Origin of the sequence: Herbaspirillum sp. CF444, assembly GCF_000282135.1 — a bacterium.
In the GTDB taxonomy this organism is placed as follows: Bacteria; Pseudomonadota; Gammaproteobacteria; order Burkholderiales; family Burkholderiaceae_D; genus Herbaspirillum.
In genome coordinates, this window is sequence record NZ_AKJW01000115.1 from 12,506 (window position 1) to 30,422 (window position 17,917).

17 protein-coding genes are annotated in these 17,917 nt (G+C 59.8%); 6 read left to right on the top strand and 11 right to left on the bottom strand.

Features of this window, described 5'->3' with window-relative positions; translation table 11 throughout:
• Nucleotides 1-22: 22 nt before the first annotated feature.
• The 7 genes from leuD to PMI16_RS23390 all read right to left on the bottom strand — a co-directional run bounded on the left by leuD (nucleotide 23) and on the right by PMI16_RS23390 (nucleotide 7,258).
• Nucleotides 23-670: a 3-isopropylmalate dehydratase small subunit gene (gene leuD, locus PMI16_RS23360; protein WP_034382034.1), complete on the bottom strand. Its 648-nt coding sequence runs from the start codon at nucleotides 668-670 to the stop codon at nucleotides 23-25.
• A 127-nt stretch (nucleotides 671-797) separates the two neighbouring features.
• The gene (locus PMI16_RS23365; protein WP_034382037.1) at nucleotides 798-929 is read right to left on the bottom strand and encodes an entericidin A/B family lipoprotein; all 132 of its coding nucleotides are present in this window, start codon (nucleotides 927-929) and stop codon (nucleotides 798-800) included.
• An 18-nt stretch (nucleotides 930-947) separates the two neighbouring features.
• Nucleotides 948-2,348 carry a 3-isopropylmalate dehydratase large subunit gene (gene leuC, locus PMI16_RS23370; protein ID WP_007884182.1) on the bottom strand — a complete coding sequence of 467 codons (1,401 nt, stop codon included), beginning with the start codon at nucleotides 2,346-2,348 and terminating at the stop codon, nucleotides 948-950.
• Between the two features lie 142 nt (nucleotides 2,349-2,490).
• Complete coding sequence (locus tag PMI16_RS23375) at nucleotides 2,491-3,330, bottom strand: M48 family metallopeptidase (protein ID WP_007884183.1); 840 nt, start codon at nucleotides 3,328-3,330, stop codon at nucleotides 2,491-2,493.
• A 181-nt stretch (nucleotides 3,331-3,511) separates the two neighbouring features.
• Nucleotides 3,512-4,609, bottom strand: a complete 1,098-nt coding sequence (gene aroC / locus PMI16_RS23380) for a chorismate synthase (RefSeq protein WP_007884184.1) — start codon at nucleotides 4,607-4,609, stop codon at nucleotides 3,512-3,514.
• A 175-nt stretch (nucleotides 4,610-4,784) separates the two neighbouring features.
• Nucleotides 4,785-6,671, bottom strand: a complete 1,887-nt coding sequence (locus tag PMI16_RS23385; RefSeq protein ID WP_007884185.1) for an MFS transporter — start codon at nucleotides 6,669-6,671, stop codon at nucleotides 4,785-4,787.
• 137 nt (nucleotides 6,672-6,808) lie between these two features.
• Nucleotides 6,809-7,258: a CBS domain-containing protein gene (locus PMI16_RS23390; protein WP_007884186.1), complete on the bottom strand. Its 450-nt coding sequence runs from the start codon at nucleotides 7,256-7,258 to the stop codon at nucleotides 6,809-6,811.
• A gap of 201 nt (nucleotides 7,259-7,459) precedes the next feature.
• Here PMI16_RS23390 and PMI16_RS23395 point away from each other — a divergent pair, with 201 nt between their 5' ends.
• Nucleotides 7,460-7,780: a DUF962 domain-containing protein gene (locus tag PMI16_RS23395; RefSeq protein ID WP_007884188.1), complete on the top strand. Its 321-nt coding sequence runs from the start codon at nucleotides 7,460-7,462 to the stop codon at nucleotides 7,778-7,780.
• Nucleotides 7,781-7,793: 13 nt separating this feature from the next.
• On the opposite strand, the gene PMI16_RS23400 is transcribed toward PMI16_RS23395, so the two are convergent.
• Nucleotides 7,794-9,098 carry a YihY family inner membrane protein gene (locus tag PMI16_RS23400; RefSeq protein WP_007884190.1) on the bottom strand — a complete coding sequence of 435 codons (1,305 nt, stop codon included), beginning with the start codon at nucleotides 9,096-9,098 and terminating at the stop codon, nucleotides 7,794-7,796.
• Between the two features lie 142 nt (nucleotides 9,099-9,240).
• On the opposite strand from PMI16_RS23400, the gene wrbA reads away from it, so the two are divergent.
• The 4 genes from wrbA to PMI16_RS23420 all read left to right on the top strand — a co-directional run bounded on the left by wrbA (nucleotide 9,241) and on the right by PMI16_RS23420 (nucleotide 12,252).
• Nucleotides 9,241-9,852: an NAD(P)H:quinone oxidoreductase gene (gene wrbA, locus PMI16_RS23405; protein WP_034382040.1), complete on the top strand. Its 612-nt coding sequence runs from the start codon at nucleotides 9,241-9,243 to the stop codon at nucleotides 9,850-9,852.
• Entirely contained in the window at nucleotides 9,853-10,248 is a 396-nt protein-coding gene (locus tag PMI16_RS23410) for a DUF2069 domain-containing protein (RefSeq protein ID WP_007884193.1), read from the top strand.
• 16 nt (nucleotides 10,249-10,264) lie between these two features.
• Nucleotides 10,265-11,686 (top strand): FAD-binding oxidoreductase, encoded by a 1,422-nt coding sequence (locus PMI16_RS23415; RefSeq protein WP_007884194.1) that lies wholly within the window; start codon nucleotides 10,265-10,267, stop codon nucleotides 11,684-11,686.
• Between the two features lie 95 nt (nucleotides 11,687-11,781).
• Nucleotides 11,782-12,252 carry a hypothetical protein gene (locus PMI16_RS23420; RefSeq protein WP_007884195.1) on the top strand — a complete coding sequence of 157 codons (471 nt, stop codon included), beginning with the start codon at nucleotides 11,782-11,784 and terminating at the stop codon, nucleotides 12,250-12,252.
• A gap of 77 nt (nucleotides 12,253-12,329) precedes the next feature.
• On the opposite strand, the gene PMI16_RS23425 is transcribed toward PMI16_RS23420, so the two are convergent.
• The 3 genes from PMI16_RS23425 to PMI16_RS26595 form a co-directional block, all read right to left on the bottom strand.
• Entirely contained in the window at nucleotides 12,330-13,961 is a 1,632-nt protein-coding gene (locus PMI16_RS23425) for a methyl-accepting chemotaxis protein (RefSeq protein ID WP_007884198.1), read from the bottom strand.
• Nucleotides 13,962-14,223: 262 nt separating this feature from the next.
• Nucleotides 14,224-16,311: a putative bifunctional diguanylate cyclase/phosphodiesterase gene (locus PMI16_RS23430; RefSeq protein ID WP_007884200.1), complete on the bottom strand. Its 2,088-nt coding sequence runs from the start codon at nucleotides 16,309-16,311 to the stop codon at nucleotides 14,224-14,226.
• A gap of 168 nt (nucleotides 16,312-16,479) precedes the next feature.
• On the bottom strand, nucleotides 16,480-16,704 hold the full coding sequence (locus PMI16_RS26595) for a hypothetical protein (RefSeq protein WP_237719936.1): 225 nt from the start codon (nucleotides 16,702-16,704) through the stop codon (nucleotides 16,480-16,482).
• Between the two features lie 10 nt (nucleotides 16,705-16,714).
• On the opposite strand from PMI16_RS26595, the gene PMI16_RS23435 reads away from it, so the two are divergent.
• Nucleotides 16,715-17,914: a phospholipase A gene (locus tag PMI16_RS23435; protein ID WP_237719937.1), complete on the top strand. Its 1,200-nt coding sequence runs from the start codon at nucleotides 16,715-16,717 to the stop codon at nucleotides 17,912-17,914.
• The last annotated feature ends 3 nt before the right edge of the window (nucleotides 17,915-17,917 follow it).

The following is a 17,917-nucleotide window of genomic DNA, read 5'->3' on the forward strand; positions in this document are numbered from 1 at the left end:
AAACCTGCGGCGGATCTGTTTCTCAGATGGTATTGGCCAGCCAAGGTTGATCGTACAGGTGACGCTCTTCAAAGGCGCGGATTTTGTCCGCCTGGCGCAATGTCAGACCGATGTCGTCCAGGCCGTTGAGCAAGCAATATTTACGGAATTCACCGACCTCAAACGGATAAGTCTGACTACCGTTGGCAGTAGTAATGATCTGTTTTTCCAGATCAATGATCAGGCGGAAGCCCGGGAATGCTTTCACTTCATCGAACAGATGGTCGATCTGCTGTTCCGACAGCACGATCGGCAGCAAGCCGTTCTTGAAGCAGTTGTTAAAGAAAATATCGGCAAAGCTCGGCGCAATCACTGCACGGAAGCCATATTGATCCAACGCCCACGGCGCGTGTTCGCGCGAAGAACCGCAACCGAAATTCTTGCGCGCAATCAGAATCGACGCACCTTGATAACGCGGCTGATTCAGCACGAAATCCGGGTTCAGCGGACGCTTGGAGTTGTCCATGCCCGGCTCGCCGTGATCGAGGTAACGCCATTCGTCGAACAGGTTGGGGCCGAAGCCGCTGCGCTTGATCGATTTCAGGAATTGCTTGGGGATGATCGCGTCGGTATCGACGTTGGCGCGATCAAGCGGAGCAACCAGACCATCATGGACAATAAATTTATTCATGGCACTTTTATCGACGACGGACCGCCACACCCTGCGGCAATCCGGATCAGCCGATTTCTTTTATCTCTTCAACAAACGAATCAGCAGCAGCGATGCAAGCGCACCGGCTGCCGCCACCACTACCTTATTACTTCTTGCTCGCGTCCTGCATCTTTTCACCAACTTTAGCGACGTCCTCGCCGAAACCGTGGACGGTGTTGCACGCAGCCAGCGTCAAGATCGAAACGGCCAACAAAACCAAAGCGATTATTTTTTTCATAATTTCACCGAGATAGTTTTACAAAGAACGAATATCAACGAAATGTCCTGCGATGCCCGCTGCCGCTGCCATCGCCGGGCTCACCAGATGCGTGCGGCCGCCGGCGCCCTGGCGTCCTTCAAAGTTGCGGTTGGAGGTCGACGCGCAACGCTCGCCCGGCTCCAGACGGTCGGCGTTCATCGCCAGACACATCGAGCAGCCCGGTTCGCGCCATTCAAAACCGGCATCGCGGAAAATCTTGTCCAGGCCTTCGCGTTCGGCTTGTTCCTTGACCAGGCCGGAGCCCGGCACCACCATCGCCAGCTTGACGTTGGAAGCACGGAACTTGCCGCGCACCACCGCCGCCGCTTCGCGCAAATCTTCGATGCGCGAGTTGGTGCAGGAGCCGATGAACACCTTGTCGATGCGAATATCTTCGATCGGGGTATTGGGCTTCAACGCCATGTAAGCCAGCGCCTTTTCCATGCCGTCGCGCTTGGTGGCATCTTTTTCCTTGTCCGGATCCGGCACGCGGCTATCGATCGCGACCACCATTTCCGGCGAGGTGCCCCAAGTCACTTGCGGCTTGATGTCGGCAGCGTTCAGGGTCACGACCATGTCGAACTTGGCACCCGGATCGGAATGCAGCGTGCGCCAGTAGGTCACGGCGCGCTCCCAATGCGGGCCCGACGGTGCGAACGGCCGGCCCTTCAGGTAATTGATCGTGGTGTCGTCAACGGCAACCATGCCCGCGCGCGCGCCTGCTTCGATGGCCATGTTGCAGACCGTCATGCGGCCCTCCATGGTCAGCGAGCGCATGGTCGAGCCGGCGAATTCGATGGCGTAGCCGGTGCCGCCGGCGGTACCGATCTTGCCGATCACGGCCAGGACGATGTCCTTTGCGGTCACGCCGCTCGGCAGTGCGCCGTCGACCTGCACCAGCATGGCCTTGGATTTTTTCGCAAGCAGCGTTTGCGTGGCCAGCACGTGTTCGACTTCGGACGTGCCGATGCCGTGCGCCAGACAGGCAAAAGCGCCGTGCGTGGACGTGTGCGAGTCGCCGCACACCACGGTCATGCCCGGCAGCGTGGCGCCTTGCTCAGGTCCGATGACGTGGACGATGCCCTGGCGCTTGTCGTTCATGCCGAAATAGGTCAGGCCGTATTCCTTGGCGTTGGCGTCCAGCGTTTCCACCTGCAGGCGGGAAATCGGGTCGGCGATGCCGTTGGCGCGATTGGTGGTCGGCACGTTGTGGTCGGCCACCACCAGGTTGGCGGCATTGCGCCATGGCTGGCGACCTGCCAGTTTGAGGCCTTCGAATGCTTGCGGGCTGGTCACTTCATGCAACAGGTGACGGTCGATATACAAAATGGCCGTTCCGTCTTGTTCGGTGTGAACAACGTGAGATTCCCAAAGTTTGTCGTAAAGCGTCTTGAGCATGATGATGCGGGCGTGTAAAAGCTACGCAAGTCGTTGAAATGAGCCTTTGATTATGCCATAAACGCGCCTTTCCCGAGGCGCGAATGTGGTTATGGCCATGCTTTTAAGGCAACGCCGCGCAACGCTTTGCGGCCGATGGCGTTCAACGCGTCTTCTTGCTTTGTTCGTAGAGCGGCATCACGCGTTGCGAATACACCGTGAGATCGCTGATGCGGTCTTCGCGCGAGGGATGGGTGGACATGAACTTCATCGGTTCGTTGCCGCCGATCTGCGCCATTTTTTGCCACAGGGAAATGGCGGCGCGCGGATCGTAACCGGCACGGGCTGCCAACTCCACGCCGATGCGGTCGGCTTCGGTCTCGTGCGTGCGTGAATTCGGCAATCCGACCAGGCCCATGTAGGCGTATTGCGCGCCCTGCTGTCCCAGCTCGCCGACGCCCAGAATCGAGGATCCAATCGAAATCAGCGACCCCGTCACCGCTTGCTCGGACGCGCGCTCACGGGCATGTTCGCGCAAGGCGTGGGCGATCTCGTGCCCCATGACGGCTGCCAGCTCGTCGTCGGTGATTTTCAGTTTTTCAATCAGGCCGGTATAGACCGCGATTTTGCCGCCAGGCATGCACCAGGCGTTGGCTTCAGGCGAGGTGATGACATTGACTTCCCACTTCCACTTGACGGCATCAGGACGGAAAGCCGCGGTTTGCGGAATCAGGCGATCGGCGATGGCGCGCACGCGGCGCAGCTGGGCGGCATTCTGATTCAGCGCGCCTTTCTTCCTTTGCTCGTCGAGCACCTGCGCATATTCCTTGACGGCGGCAGTATCGATTTCCTGCGAAGACAACATCATGCTTTGCTGGCGGGTAATGCCGACGGCCCCGCCCTGCGTGGTTTGCACGCTTTCGCAGGCGGTCAGCGCCAAGGCGGCCGCGATCAGAAAAAACCGGGAAAGAAATTGTTGTGAACGCTGTGCTCGATACGCCATGCTGTCTCCGTCGTCAAAGATGAAAATACGCGGGAGAAACGCTTGAGTCCATGCTTGCAAAAGTTGCCGCTATGATCATTGACTGTCATCGTTGACACGCTATTCCCCCGATGTTGCAGGTCATTCGACCTGCTCACCATGACTCAGTTCTGACGCCGGTTCAAAAGTCGGCAATCTCGTTTTATTTCTGCGCAGCGATCTGCGGCGTCGCTACCTTGACGTCGCCGCACTGCGCGCGATGGCGCAAGGCATGATCCATCAACACCAGCGCCAGCATGGCTTCGGCGATGGGGGTGGCGCGAATGCCGACGCAAGGGTCGTGCCGGCCATGCGTCTCCACTTCGGTCGGCTGCCCGGCTTTATCGATAGACGGACGCGGCGAACGAATGCTCGACGTCGGTTTGATGGCGATCGATGCGGTGATGTCCTGGCCGGTCGAAATTCCGCCCAGAATGCCGCCGGCGTTGTTGCCGACGAAACCGTCAGGCGTCAGCGCATCGCCGTGCTCGGTGCCCTTTTGCGCCACCGATCTGAAACCGGCGCCGATCTCGACGCCCTTGACGGCATTGATGCCCATCAGCGCATAGGCGATTTCCGCATCGAGCTTGTCGTAAATAGGTTCGCCCAGACCGACCGGCACGTTTTGCGCCACGACGTCGATGCGCGCGCCGCAAGAATCGCCGGCCTTGCGCAGCGCGTCCATGTACTCTTCAAGCTCGGGAACGATGGTGGCGTTGGCGGCGAAGAAAGGATTTTCACGCACGTGATCCCACGATTCAAACGGGATCGCGATGTCGCCGAGCTGGCTCATGCAACCCTTGAAGGTGGTGCCGTATTGTTCGAACAGCCACTTCTTGGCCACCGCCGCCGCGCCGACCACCGGCGCCGTCAGACGCGCCGAAGAACGCCCGCCGCCGCGCGGATCGCGGATGCCGTATTTGTGCCAGTAGGTGTAGTCGGCATGACCGGGGCGGAAGGTCTCGAGCAGATTGCCGTAGTCCTTGCTGCGCTGGTCCTGGTTGCGGATCAGCAGCGCGATCGGCGTACCCGTTGTTTTGCCTTCGAACACGCCGGAGAGGATTTCCACGGTGTCCGGTTCCTGGCGCTGCGTCACGTGACGCGAAGTGCCCGGCTTGCGACGGTCCAGTTCAGGCTGGATGTCAGCTTCGGACAATGTCATTCCCGGCGGACAGCCGTCGATCACGCAGCCGATGGCCGGGCCATGGGATTCGCCGAAGGTGGTAACGGTAAACAGCGTGCCGAGGGTATTGCCGGACATAACGAAGCTCTGCTTTGAATGATCTGAAAATGTGATTTTACCAGCTACCAGCCTGGGGTCTATTTGCGAGATGCGTTGCTGTCAGAAAGCGCGCTGGCAGCAACTCTTCGGGAACGGCTGCAGGCGTCGCCTGCCGCGCGTTCGCACTCGCAAATTGGTTGGTAACAGCCCCTTGTTATTTCCATTCACCACGCAACTCGCTCACGCGTTGTTGCAAATATTCCGGCGTCGCCTGCTGCGCCGGAATCGACTCGCCCACCGCCAGCTCCAGCTTCGAAAACAGGCCGCGCTTGAACGAGCGATGGAAGGGATTGCCGCTGCCGCGCGTGAGCATGCTGCCCCACAATCCGCGCAAGGCCATCGGAAACACCTGCACCGGGCTGCGGTCGAGGATCTTCTTGATGCCGCCCTTGAACTCGTTGATCTCGCCGTTGCTGGTCAGCTTGCCTTCCGGGAAGATGCACACCAGATCGCCCTCGTGCAGCGCCTGCGCAATATCGACATAGGCCTTCTCCATGAGCCAGGGATCCTCCTTGGCCGGCGCGATGGGAATCGCCTTGGCGGTGCGGAAGATCCACGACAACACCGGCGTCCTGAAGATGCGGTGATCCATGACGAAACGGATCGGACGCGGGCTGGCCGCCATGATCACGATGGCGTCCACATAGCTGACGTGATTGCACACCAGCACCGCCGCGCCATGCTTGGGAATCAGTTCGGCATTGACGGTGCGCACGCGATGGATGGTGTGGATCAGCATCCACGCCAGGAAGCGCATCAGGAATTCCGGCACCAGCGAGAAGATGTAAGTCGCCACGATGGCGTTCAGGATCGCCGTGATCAGGAAGATCTGCGGAATCGTGAAACCCGAACGCAGCAGCACCATCGCCAGCAAGGCCGCTATCACCATGAACAGCGAGTTCATGATGTTCATCCCGGCAATGGTGCGCGAGACATGTTGCGGATCGCAGCGCGTCTGGATCAGTGCAAACAGCGGCACGATGTACAGCCCGCCGAACACGCCGATCATCAGGCAGTCGAACAGGATGCGCAGGCTGCCGTGCTGGGCGACAAAGCCGCTCATGTCGACGACGGCCGTGGCGCTATAACTGACGCTGGCGAAATATAATTCCAGCCCGAACACCGACAGGCCGATGGCGCCGAACGGCACCAGGCCGATTTCCACCTTGTGACCGGACAGGCGCTCGCACAGCAGCGAGCCGACGCCGATCCCCACCGAGAACACCATCAGCAGTAACACGAAAACGCCATGGTCGCCATGCAGATAATTCTTGGCATACAACGGAAATTGCGCCAGCACGATGGCGCCGTAAAACCAGAACCACGAATTGCCGAGTATCGAGAGGAAAACGGGACGATTGCGGCGCGAGAAGCCCAGGTTGCGCACCATTTCCGAGAACGGATTCCAGTTGATTTTCAGGTCCGGCGCAGGCGCAGGGGACAGCGGGATCGCCAGGCTGGCCACCCAGCCGAGGATGGCGAAGCCGATGGTCACGAACGCAATGATCTCCAGCCCGAACGGTTTCTGCACGACCAACACGGCACCCACCACCTCGCCCAGCAGAATGCCGACGAAAGTGCCCATTTCGATGACGCCGTTGCCGCCGACCAGCTCCTGCGGTTTCAGCTGTTGCGGCAGATAGGCGTACTTGACCGGGCCGAAGATGGTCGAATGCACACCCATGCCCGCCACCGCCACGACCAGCAGCCACAGATGATGGGTCATCCAGCCATAGGCGGCGATGCCCATGATGACGATTTCCAGCAGCTTGACGTAGCGCGCCAGCCGGCCTTTTTCCATCTTGTCGGCCAGTTGCCCCGCCGTTGCCGAGAACAGGAAGAACGGCAGGATGAACAAACCCGGAATCAGGTTGTTGAGCAGGCCGGTGTCCAGCGTGGTCCAGCTCAGTGCGTCGTAGGTGAGGATCGTCAGCAACGCCGTCTTGAAGACGTTGTCATTGAGCGCGCCGAGGAACTGGGTCCAGAAAAAGGGAGCGAAACGACGCTGGCCGAGCAGGGAAAACTGATTGGATTGACTCATGGAGCAAGCTGGATGGACAAGTTGGACGAAGCGGTCAAAAAGACGCCGTTCGGATAACAAAAAACCGTTCATGACGGCATGAACGGTTTCTCGGATAAATGGAGCACCCGATTTCAAGGGCGCTGCCGGCGGTTGATTCAGCTATTTTCTTCCTCGGCCGGCCAGTCGCGGATGTAGGCCTTGAGCATTTTGTTCTCAAAGCCCTGCGCATCGAGCACGGCCTTGGCGACGTCGTAAAAGGACATCACGCCCAGCAGCGTTTTGGCGTCCATCACCGGTACATAGCGCGCATGCTTTTCCAGCATGATGCGGCGCACTTCGTTGAGGTCGGTGTCGGGAGTGACCGTGATCGGATGGTCGTCCATATGCTTGCGCACGGTATTGGGACCGACCGAGCCATTGTTTTCCTGCAAGGTCTTGAGCACTTCGCGGAAGGTCAGCATACCGACCAGTTCGCCGAATTCCATGACCACCAGAGAGCCGATGTCCTTCTCGGCCATCGCCACCACGGCTTCCGTAATCGGCGTGTCGGGGGTGACGGTGAAGAGAATGTTGCCTTTGACTTTAAGAATTTCAGAGACTTTCATGGTGTCATCCTTAAGTTATTGTGGCCTTATCGGGAATGTAGCCCATGCATGGGCAAAAATCTACAAACCGGCGACGGTTTCTCCATGGTACGAGGTTTGGCGCTTGCCTACAATCACCATTCCCTATTAAAAATGAAATTTTTCATTGATTAGACCCCATGGACGGCCTACCCTGAATCCATGAGAGCAAAGGAGACAAGCATGCCTACCGTCCTGCAACATGAAAAATACGCCAGCTTCGACGACTTCTATCCCGACTATCTGAGCGAACACACCAACCGGACTTGCCGCCAGTTGCATTTCGCCGGTTCCACGCTGGCGCTGCTGTGCCTGGCCTTGATGCTGCTGACGCACAATTTGTGGTGGCTGCTGTCCGCCGCGCTATGCGGCTACGGCTTTGCCTGGGTCGGCCATTTCTGGTTCGAAAAGAACCAGCCGGCGACCTTCCGCCACCCCTTGTATTCCTTCATGGGCGACTGGGTCATGTACTGGCAGTTGCTGACCGGGCAGATTTCGTTCTGAAGGAGAAGCCGGCCTAACGACCGACGATCATCCCGGTCGAACTCACTTCGCGCAAATCCGGCGCCCCATGCCCTTCTGAAAAGTAGGATTCCAGCGTCTGGTCCAGCACCGCCGCGACGGCGGCATCGACGCGATTGATCAGCATGCGGTCTTCCTCCGCATGTGCAGCGCTATCGAAAACGAACAGGCGATAGACGTCGACCAGCTTCAGGAATTCGGGATTGATGAGCAAGGTCCAGCGATCCAGGCCGTCCACAAGGCGCTTGTTCCAGGCCGATTTCTTCGGCGCCTCGCTCTTGAGCGAACCGACCCAGCCCGCATCGAGCATCTTTTGCAGCAGGTTCTGCAACTCTTCCAGTCCCATGTGCGTATGCGTGCGCAGCAGCGCCACGTCCACCGTTGCCGATTCGCCGTTGGCACGGGCGTCGTGCAAAATCTTCAGCACCTTCATGGCGTCGACGAACTCGCTGCCGGGCGAGGCGACATGCCACCAGCGCTCGTAGCGCACGATCGGCAACGCCGCCGTCAGCAAGGCTCCCACCAGCGTGATCATCCACAGCATGTAGATCCACAGCAGGAAAATCGGCAAGGCCGCCACGGCGCCGTACACCATCGTGTAGGTCGGGAATTTCATGACGTAACTGGCAAACAGCCGCTTGGCGATTTCCACCGCCACGCCCGCCAGCAAACCGCCCCAGACGGCGTCGCGCCAGTCCACCCACTGGTTCGGCACGGCGATATACAACAGCGTGAATGCGCTGGTCGTCAGCAGCACCGAAATGAGCGTATAGAAACTCGCGCCGATCAGCGGCACGCTGGTGACCACGCCATTGGTGGCGGAATACAGATAGGACGTCACGCTGATCGACACGCCGATCAGCAAAGGGCCGAGGGTGATGATGGCCCAGTAGACCAGAATGCGCTGCAACAGCGGGCGCGATTTCTTCACGCGCCAGATCTGGTTGAACACGCGGTCGATGGTCGCCATCGTCAGCACCGACGTCACAATCAGCGCCACGCCGCCGACCGCCGACAGACGCGCCGACTTCGACGAAAACTGGTTGAGGTAGCCGAGGATGGTGTTGGCCACGCCCTTGGGCATCAGGTTCTGGACGAAATACGCCTCCAGCGCCGAACGGAAGGTGCTGAACAATGGAAAAGCAGTGAAGATCGCCAGCGCAATCGTCAGCAGCGGCACCAGCGACAGGATGGTGGTAAACGTCAGACTGCCTGCCACTTGCGGCAAGCGATCGTCGCTCAGCCGTTTGACGGCAAACCGGAACAAATCACGCAACTGGGTACGAGACAAGCCCTGCATAGGTTTAAAAAAGGTAAGCAAAATGGGGCAATCAAAATCACGACAGATGCTAGAGACCATCCGTCATGCGCCGGGTTCCTCATGCGCGAACGCGAGTATTCAACCCGTGCAACTGAGAATTAAAGACCCCTATAATACCAACATGGCGAACATAACCAATACAACGATTCTGGTCCTTTACTATTCGAGACACGGCTCCACCCGCAAACTGGCCGAATTGATCGCCCAGGGCGTGGAAAGCGTGCCCGGCTGCGACGCGCGCCTGCGCACGGTGCCGGCGGTCTCTACCGTGACCGAAGCCACCGAACCCGATGTGCCGAAGGAAGGTGCGCCCTACGTCGAATTGCAAGACCTCGAACAATGCGCCGGCCTGGCGCTCGGCTCACCGACCCGTTTCGGCAACATGGCTGCGGCGATGAAATACTTCTGGGACGGCACGGCGCCGCAATGGCTGTCCGGCGCGCTGGCCGGCAAACCCGCCTGCGTCTTCACCTCCACCGGCAGCATGCACGGCGGCCAGGAGTCGACGCTGCTGTCCATGATGATTCCCTTGCTGCACCACGGCATGCTGATCATGGGCCTGCCCTATACCCAGCCAGAGCTGATGACCACCAGCACCGGCGGCACGCCCTACGGCGCCAGCCACTGGGCCGGCGTCAACGGCAACCAGGCGATTTCGGACGATACCCGCGCGCTGGCCATCGCACTGGGCCGGCGCCTCGCACAAAATGCCATCAAATTGCAGGAGGCTTGAATGAGCACGCAACGGTTCCGCTTTTTCCATCTGGGCGCCGCCATCAGTCTGGTGGCGCTGATTGTCCTGTGCGTGGCCTGGGAACTGGCGCTGGCGCCCTTGCGACCGGGCGGATCGTGGATGGTGCTCAAGGTCATTCCGCTGCTGTTCCCGCTGCGCGGCGTGCTCAAGCGCGACGTGTACACGATGCAATGGTCGTCGATGCTGATCCTGCTGTACTTTACCGAAGGCATCGTGCGCGCCACCAGCGACCGCGTCGCCATGTCGGTGACGCTGGGCTGGGTCGAAGTCGCGCTGAGCTGCGTCTATTTCTTGTGCGCCATCCTCTACCTGCGCCCTTACAAGAAAGCAGCCAAGGAAATCGCCCGCCAGGCCATCCAAAAGGCCTCGCAATAATTTTCAGAGGATCTCCATGACGGCAGCATCACCGGAAACCTTCCTGCAGGCCTGCCGCACCGCCATCGGCACCGCTTATGTCCTCACGGACGACGCCGACACCGCCGGCTACCTGACCGATCAGCGCGGACGCCATACCGGCAAGGCGCTGGCGGTGCTCAGGCCCGGCAGCACGGAAGAAGTCGCCGCCGTCGTCAAACTGTGTCATCAGCATCGGGTACCCATCGTGCCGCAAGGCGGCAACACCGGCCTGGTGCTCGGCAGCGTGCCCGACACCAGCGGCGACGCGGTGCTGCTGTCGCTCACGCGGCTCAACCGCATCCGCGCCGTCGATCCGGTCAACAACACCATGACGGTCGAAGCCGGCTGCATCCTGCAAAACATCCAGCAGGCCGCCGCCGCCGAACAGCGCCTGTTCCCGCTGTCGCTGGCCGCCGAAGGCAGTTGCACCATCGGCGGCAACCTGTCGACCAACGCCGGCGGCACCGGTGTCCTGCGTTACGGCAATACGCGCGAGCTGTGCCTGGGCGTCGAAGTCGTCACGCCGCAAGGCGACGTCATGAGCAGCCTGCGCGGCTTGCGCAAGGACAACACCGGCTACGACCTGCGCGACCTCTTCATCGGCGCGGAAGGCACCTTGGGCGTCATCACCGCAGCCGTGATCAAACTGTTCCCGCAACCAAAGGCGCAAGTCACCGCGCTCGCGGCATTGCGCACGCCGGACCACGCGCTGCGCCTGCTCAGCCTGGCGCAGGAACGCTGCGGCGCGGCATTGACCGGCTTCGAACTGATGTCGGATTTTTGCCTGCAACTGGTGGCCAGACATTTCCCGCCGCATCGCGCCCCGTTCGACCGGCCGCATGCGCAATACGTGCTGCTGGAACTGTCGGACAGCGAATCGGAAGCGCACGCCGCCGACATGTTCGAAGCCGTCATCGGCGACGCGCTGGAACGGGAACTGATCGACGACGCCGTCATCGCCACGTCGATTGCGCAATCGAAGTCGCTATGGCAATTGCGCGAACACATTTCGATGGCGCAGGCGCACGAAGGCAAGAACATCAAGCACGACATCTCGGTGCCGATCTCGCGCATCGGTGAATTCATCCGCGTCACCGACGTGCTGGTGCAAGCGACCTCACCGGGCTGCCGCATGGTGACCTTCGGCCATCTGGGCGACGGCAACCTGCACTACAACGTGTCTCCGCCCGAAGGCGTGCAGGATACCGACTTCATCGCCCAGCAAGAAAAAATCAATCGCACGGTGCACGACAGCGTCGACAAATTCGGCGGATCGATCTCGGCGGAACACGGCCTGGGCGCACTCAAGCGCGAAGAAATCCTGCGCTATAAATCGCCGGTAGAACTACAACTGATGCGCGCCATCAAACAGGCGCTGGATCCTCACGCGCTGATGAATCCAGGAAAAGTCATCTGACTGTCGCCTGATCGCTGCCGGCTCCGGAGGTTCTCCGGCCGATGCCTCCGAAGGGGACAGTTGTTCGGCCACCCTGTTTTTATCGGAGTTTTTTCATGTTGCATGCATCCCTGCCTTTGCTGTCCGCTGCCCTGTCTTTGTCCTTCAGCCTGCTTGTCGCAGCGCCGGCATGGGCGATCTACAAATGCGAAGCTGATGGCAAAGTGACCTATAGCGACGCCGCCTGCGCCGACGGCAAAACGCTCAACGTCGATACCGGCAAAAGCGGCGCCGGCATTGCTCGAACTCCGACGCAAGCCGCCGGAGACAAGACGCAATCGCAACGGCTGGAACATGAACGTGCCAGGGCCGACAAGCAGCAAGCCAAGGCACGGCAGAAAGCCGAACGCGAAGCCGCGCGCGCCAAACTGGTGGAAGACAAACAGAAACGAAAATGCACCCTGCTGGCGCAACGCAAGAAATGGGCGGATGAAGACCTGCGCACCGCCACCGTCAAAAATCTGGAAAAAGCACGCCGCAAGAGCTTGCGCGTCAACGAACAATATCAGGCCGAATGCCCTGCATAAAAAAACCGGCCGTCGCTACATAGCGTAACGACGGCCTGGCTCCCCTTCCCCCGAAGTTTCCCCTCTACCTTCCCCGACTACTCCAGACGCGGCGCAGGATTGATGTCAATCGTGCGACGCGAATTCGATCCCGCCGGCGCGCCCAGGCTGCCGGTGCTGGTGATGTTGAACACGCTGACGAGCTGGGCCAGCTTGCCGGCCTGCTCCTGCATGGATTGCGCAGCAGCGGCGGCCTGTTCGACCAGCGCGGCGTTCTGCTGGGTGCTCTCGTCCATCAGCGTGATGGCGCGATTGACCTCTTCGATGCCGGTGCTTTGTTCCTGGCTGGCCGAACTGATCTCGCCGACGATGTCGGTCACGCGCTTGACGCTGGCGACCACTTCTTCCATGGTCGATCCGGCTTGCTCCACCAGCTTGCTGCCGGTGCCGACTTTTTCCACCGAGTCGTCGATGAGCGATTTGATCTCCTTGGCGGCTGCCGCGGAACGTTGCGCCAGGCTGCGCACTTCCGACGCGACGACCGCAAAGCCGCGGCCCTGCTCGCCGGCGCGCGCCGCTTCCACCGCGGCATTGAGCGCAAGGATATTGGTCTGGAAAGCGATGCCGTCGATCACGCTGATGATGTCGACGATCTTCTTCGACGATTCGTTGATCGAACTCATGGTCGCAATCACCTTGCCGACCACGCTGCCGCCCTGCACGGCGACTTCCGACGCCGACACCGCCAGTTGATTGGCCTGACGCGCATTGTCGGCATTTTGTTTCACGGTCGAGGTCAACTCCTCCATCGCCGAGGCGGTTTCTTCCAGCGAACCGGCCTGCTGCTCGGTACGCGCAGACAAATCAAGATTGCCGCTGGCGATCTGGCTGGATGCAGTGGCGATCGTATCGGTGCCGGTGCGCACGTTGCCGACGATGTTGCGCAAGCTGACGTTCATGTCCTTGAGCGCCTGCAGCAGCTGGCCGGCTTCATCCTTGGTGCCGACGGTGATTTCCACCGACAGGTCGCCTTCGGCGACGCGGCGCGAAATGTCGACGGCGGTATTGAGCGGACGCGTGATGCCGGTCGTCAGATACCAGGCGCACATGATGCCCATTGCCAGCACCAGCACTTCCAGCACGATCAGCAGGTCGGCGCTTTGCGAGGCGATTTCCGCAACATGCTGATTGAGTTCATTGATGGTTTTGCGCTGCAGTTCAAGCAGGTCTTCCACTCCCGTCTGATACAGTTTCGCCGCCGGCAAATACTCTTTCTCCAATACGGAGGCAATCATCGCCGGATCCGGATTGGGCTCGGCTTTGGCTTTGTAGATCACGTCGCGCGTGGACAAATACACTTTGCGCAGCGACATGATTTTTTCGTAGAGCTGCTTTTCCTGATCGCTGGCAAGCAAGGCTAAAATCTTCTTTTGCAGTTCGCCCGCAATGCGCGTGGCTTCTTCGGTTTCCGGCCTGAAGAAGGCGCTCAGCGACGGATCCGAACTTTTGGCGACCGCCGTCGTACGGCGAATCCCGGCATAGGTGTACCGGTACCAGTCGCCGATCATGCGCTCCTTGGCCAGCGGTACGTCCATCATGGCCTGCGTCGCGTTGGTTACGCTTTGCAAACGCCATACGCCGATGCCGGCAATGACGATGGACAAACCCAAAATCGCTGCGAATCCCAACCCCAGACGCTTGCCGATCTTCATATTCCCGATGATATTCATTTCCCCTCCTGACGCTTTCTTAAAGACAGGCGATATTGATTTTATTGACGGCACGACGAGCACCTACCGCCCATATTGGCCCCAAGAACGGAGATTGAATTCGGAGAACAGCGATTGAGTGCCGTGTCTGTTCATGGCTTGCACGGCTTGCATTGATGCCCGGCAACACAGGCCGGGACGGCATCGCACCGCAGCATTCATGATGCTGCGGCAGTGGGGAAAACTCCGCTCGGAGAAACCGGAGGAAAGGATCAGCAGAACATCAGAGCGGCTGGACGGTTTTGTTTTGCAGGGTCGACGTCGCTTCGATGAATTTTTCCGGCGTCATGGGACGTCCCATCAAATACCCTTGCAAGGCATCGCAACCGACCGAAGTAAGGAAGTTCTGTTGTTTTACCGTTTCCACGCCTTCGGCGACGATGCGCAGGTTCAGCGTGCGTCCCAGCGCGACGATGGCGGAAATGATTGCCGCGTCGTCGTTGCCGTCCGAAAGGTCGCGCACGAAACCGCGATCGATCTTGAGTTCGTTGGCGGGCAGACGCTTCAGATACAGCAGGCTCGAATAGCCGGTGCCGAAATCGTCGATGGAAATGTCCACGCCGAGGTCGGCAATCTGCTGCAGGGTCTTCAGGCTGTTCTCGGCGTCATGCATGGCGGTCGACTCGGTGACCTCCAACGTCAGGCAACGCGCCGGCAAGCCGTGACGCGCCAGCGTGTCCTTGACCAGGTCGATCAGATCGGCATGGGCAAATTGCAGGGCCGACAAATTGACGGCAATGGTCCAGTCCTGATGTCCGAGATCGAACCATTCCTTCATCTGACGGCAGGCTTCATTGAGCACCCACTCGCCGATCGGCACGATCAGGCCGGAACGCTCCGCCAGGCCGATGAACTCGTCCGGGCCAACCAGTCCGTGCGTCGGATGCTGCCAGCGCAGAAGCGCCTCGGCACCCAGCACGGGACCGTCCGGCGAATTGTATTTTGGCTGGTAGTGCAAGATGAATTCCTTGCGCTCCAGCGCCATGCGCAGATCCTGCAGCCATTGCAACTGGTTGTGCGCATTGACGTTCATCGACGCTTCGAAGAAATGGTAGCCGTTCCGTCCGGCGCGCTTGGTGTGATACATCGCGGCGTCGGCGTTGATCACCAAGTCATGGCGGTTGCTGCCGTCTTCCGGATAGATGGCGATGCCGATGCTGGCCGAGACGCGCAGATCGTGCTTCTGGATGTGGAAATTCTCGTTGACGATGTTGACCAGTTTGTCCGCGATCTCCATCGCATCGTCGGGTTCTTTCAACTCCGCCAGTATGACGAATTCGTCGCCGCCCAGACGCGCCACCGTATCCTGCGCGCGCATGACGGAAGCGATGCGCCTGGCGACTTCCACCAGCAGCAAATCGCCGACGTGATGGCCGAGAGAATCGTTGATCGCCTTGAATCCGTCGAGATCGCAGAACATCAGCGCGAAGTGCCCCTGCTCGCGCGACGCCTTGTGGATCGCCTGGTTGAGGCGGTCTTCCAGCAAGGTGCGATTGGGCAGCTTGGTCAGATTGTCGTGCAACACCAGGTGCGTCAATTCTTCGTTGGCCTCGGCCAGGGAACGCACCAGTTTTTCAGTGCGCGATTCCAGGCGCGCGTCGAGCAGCGAGATCAGCAGCGCGATCGTCAGCACCGCCAGCGTTACAACGATGATGAGGATGGACAGCCAGCCCGGACTGACGCCGTCCCTGACCGCGAGGCAGATGCTGCCGTCGGGAAAATTGGCTGCGGCCATGCCGCTGTAGTGCATGCCGACGATGGCGATGCCCATGACGACGGCCGCGCCGGCGCGCGCGAATTTGACGTGCGGCGTGTTCTTGCGCAAGCGGAAGGCGATCCACAGCGCCGCGGCGGAGGCAGCCACGGCGATGAACACGGAAGCGGCAAACCACCAGGGATCGTAGCGTATGCCAGGGTTCATCAGCATCGCGGCCATGCCGGTGTAATGCATGGCCGCGATGCCCAGGCCCATCGCCAGCGCGCTGCTGAGCAAGCGGAGCAACGGCAGTTCTGGACGGCTGACGATCCACAGCGCAAAACCGGAAACCGCGATGGCGATCAGCAAAGACAGGAAAGTGATCCACGGGTCGTAACCGAGATCGATAGGCAGGCGGAAAGCCAGCATGCCGACGAAATGCATCGACCAGATGCCGATACCCATGGCAACCGCCCCGCCGAACAGCCAGGAACGACCGGCATACTCGCGCGTCGAATTGATCCGCTCGGTCATGTCCAGGGCGGTGTAAGAAGCCAGGACTGCGACCAGCAGGGACAGTGCAACGAGCAAACTATCGTAAGAAGCGGATAACATGATGAGATGAGAACTAACTAAAAAACAACTTTTTGCGTGACTATCTGCGTAGCTTATCCACATTATCCCGCAGAACGACCGTTCTAATTCGAAGAAACCACCAAAACGGCGACCTTTGGATACTTCCACGTATGATTCGTCGGATTCGAGCAACTTTCCCTATCGAAATCACTCCATATGGCAAATGTTCGTTTCCGCATACGTATTAAATCGACAAATAAGACAAACAATGACCAAAACGCCTGCCGCTCCATATTTACCGTTATCCAAACAAACTTCCGCCACGTTACTGCCATCACTGCCATCACTGCCATTGCCGCCATTGCCGCCATTGCCGCCATCGCGGTCATTATTGCGACAGGCGCTTTTCGCAGCAGGCGCGCTGACGCTCACGCATGGCGCGGTGGCCGGTATCTCCGTATTGCAACCGCCCAAGATCATTGACGGCAACAAACCGTTTATCTTGACGCTGATGGTCAGCGAAGAAGAACAGGCGTCGCAGGCCTACGCGCTGCCCGACGACCTGGTGATCGCCGCGTCGGCCGACATGACGCCGCCGGTGCAGGTACACCTCAAGCGCGATGGCGACGGCCCCGGACAATTCACCCTGCGACGCGGTGAATTCCGCAAAGTCACCTACAGCGCGGAGCTGCCCAAATACCTGCGCGGCGTCGTGCGCATTGAAACCGTCGGCATCGATGCTTCGCCGGTATTGGTCGCCGTCGTGCGCGCCAAGCCGGGTCATGAGCAAGTTGCCGACGCAAGCGCTGCAAGCACCGCCACCTCCGTCGAAGGCGGCGCCGCGACGCCGTCGGCTTCCGTCATCACGCCGGGCGCCAACGCCAGTCCGATCGGCATCGCGCCGGCGGCGGAGGACCTGATCAACATCCCCCGCCTGTCGCTCAACGAACCGATGTATTTCGCGGTGGGCAACAGCGGCGGCAATCGCAACGCCAAATTCCAGCTGAGTTTCAAGTTTCGCATCTTCCAGCCCGACGACATGCGTTCGCGCGGGCTGATCGACAATCTCTACTTCGGCTATACCCAGTTTTCGCTATGGGATCTGCAAAGTCCGTCCTCGCCCTTCCGCGACACAAACTATCGGCCGAGCCTGTACTACTACCTGCCGGACGTGGGCATCCGCAACAGCGTGCTGGGCCGCATGTCGATTGCGACCGGACTGGAACATGAGTCGAACGGCCGCGACGGCCCCGCGTCGCGCGGCCTGAATATCTTCTTTGTGCAACCGACGCTGACCTTCGGCAATCTGAACAACTACCAATTCCGCATTTCGCCCAAGGTCTACACCTACCTCGGCCCGCTGTCGGACAACCCGGACATCGGCCAATACCGCGGCCATGCAGACTTGAAGCTGGCGGTCGGCAAACCGGATGGCGTGGAGTTTTCGACGACGCTGCGCAAGGGCACGCGCAGCAATACCGGCAGCGTCGACTCGATACTGTCGTATCCGGTTTCAAAACTGATTCCCGGCACCGCCGGTTATTTGATGGCGAGTTATTTTTACGGTTATGGCGAAAGCCTGCTGACGTATAACCAGAAGTCGACGCCGCAGTTCCGCATCGGCTACAGCCTTTCGCGCTAAACG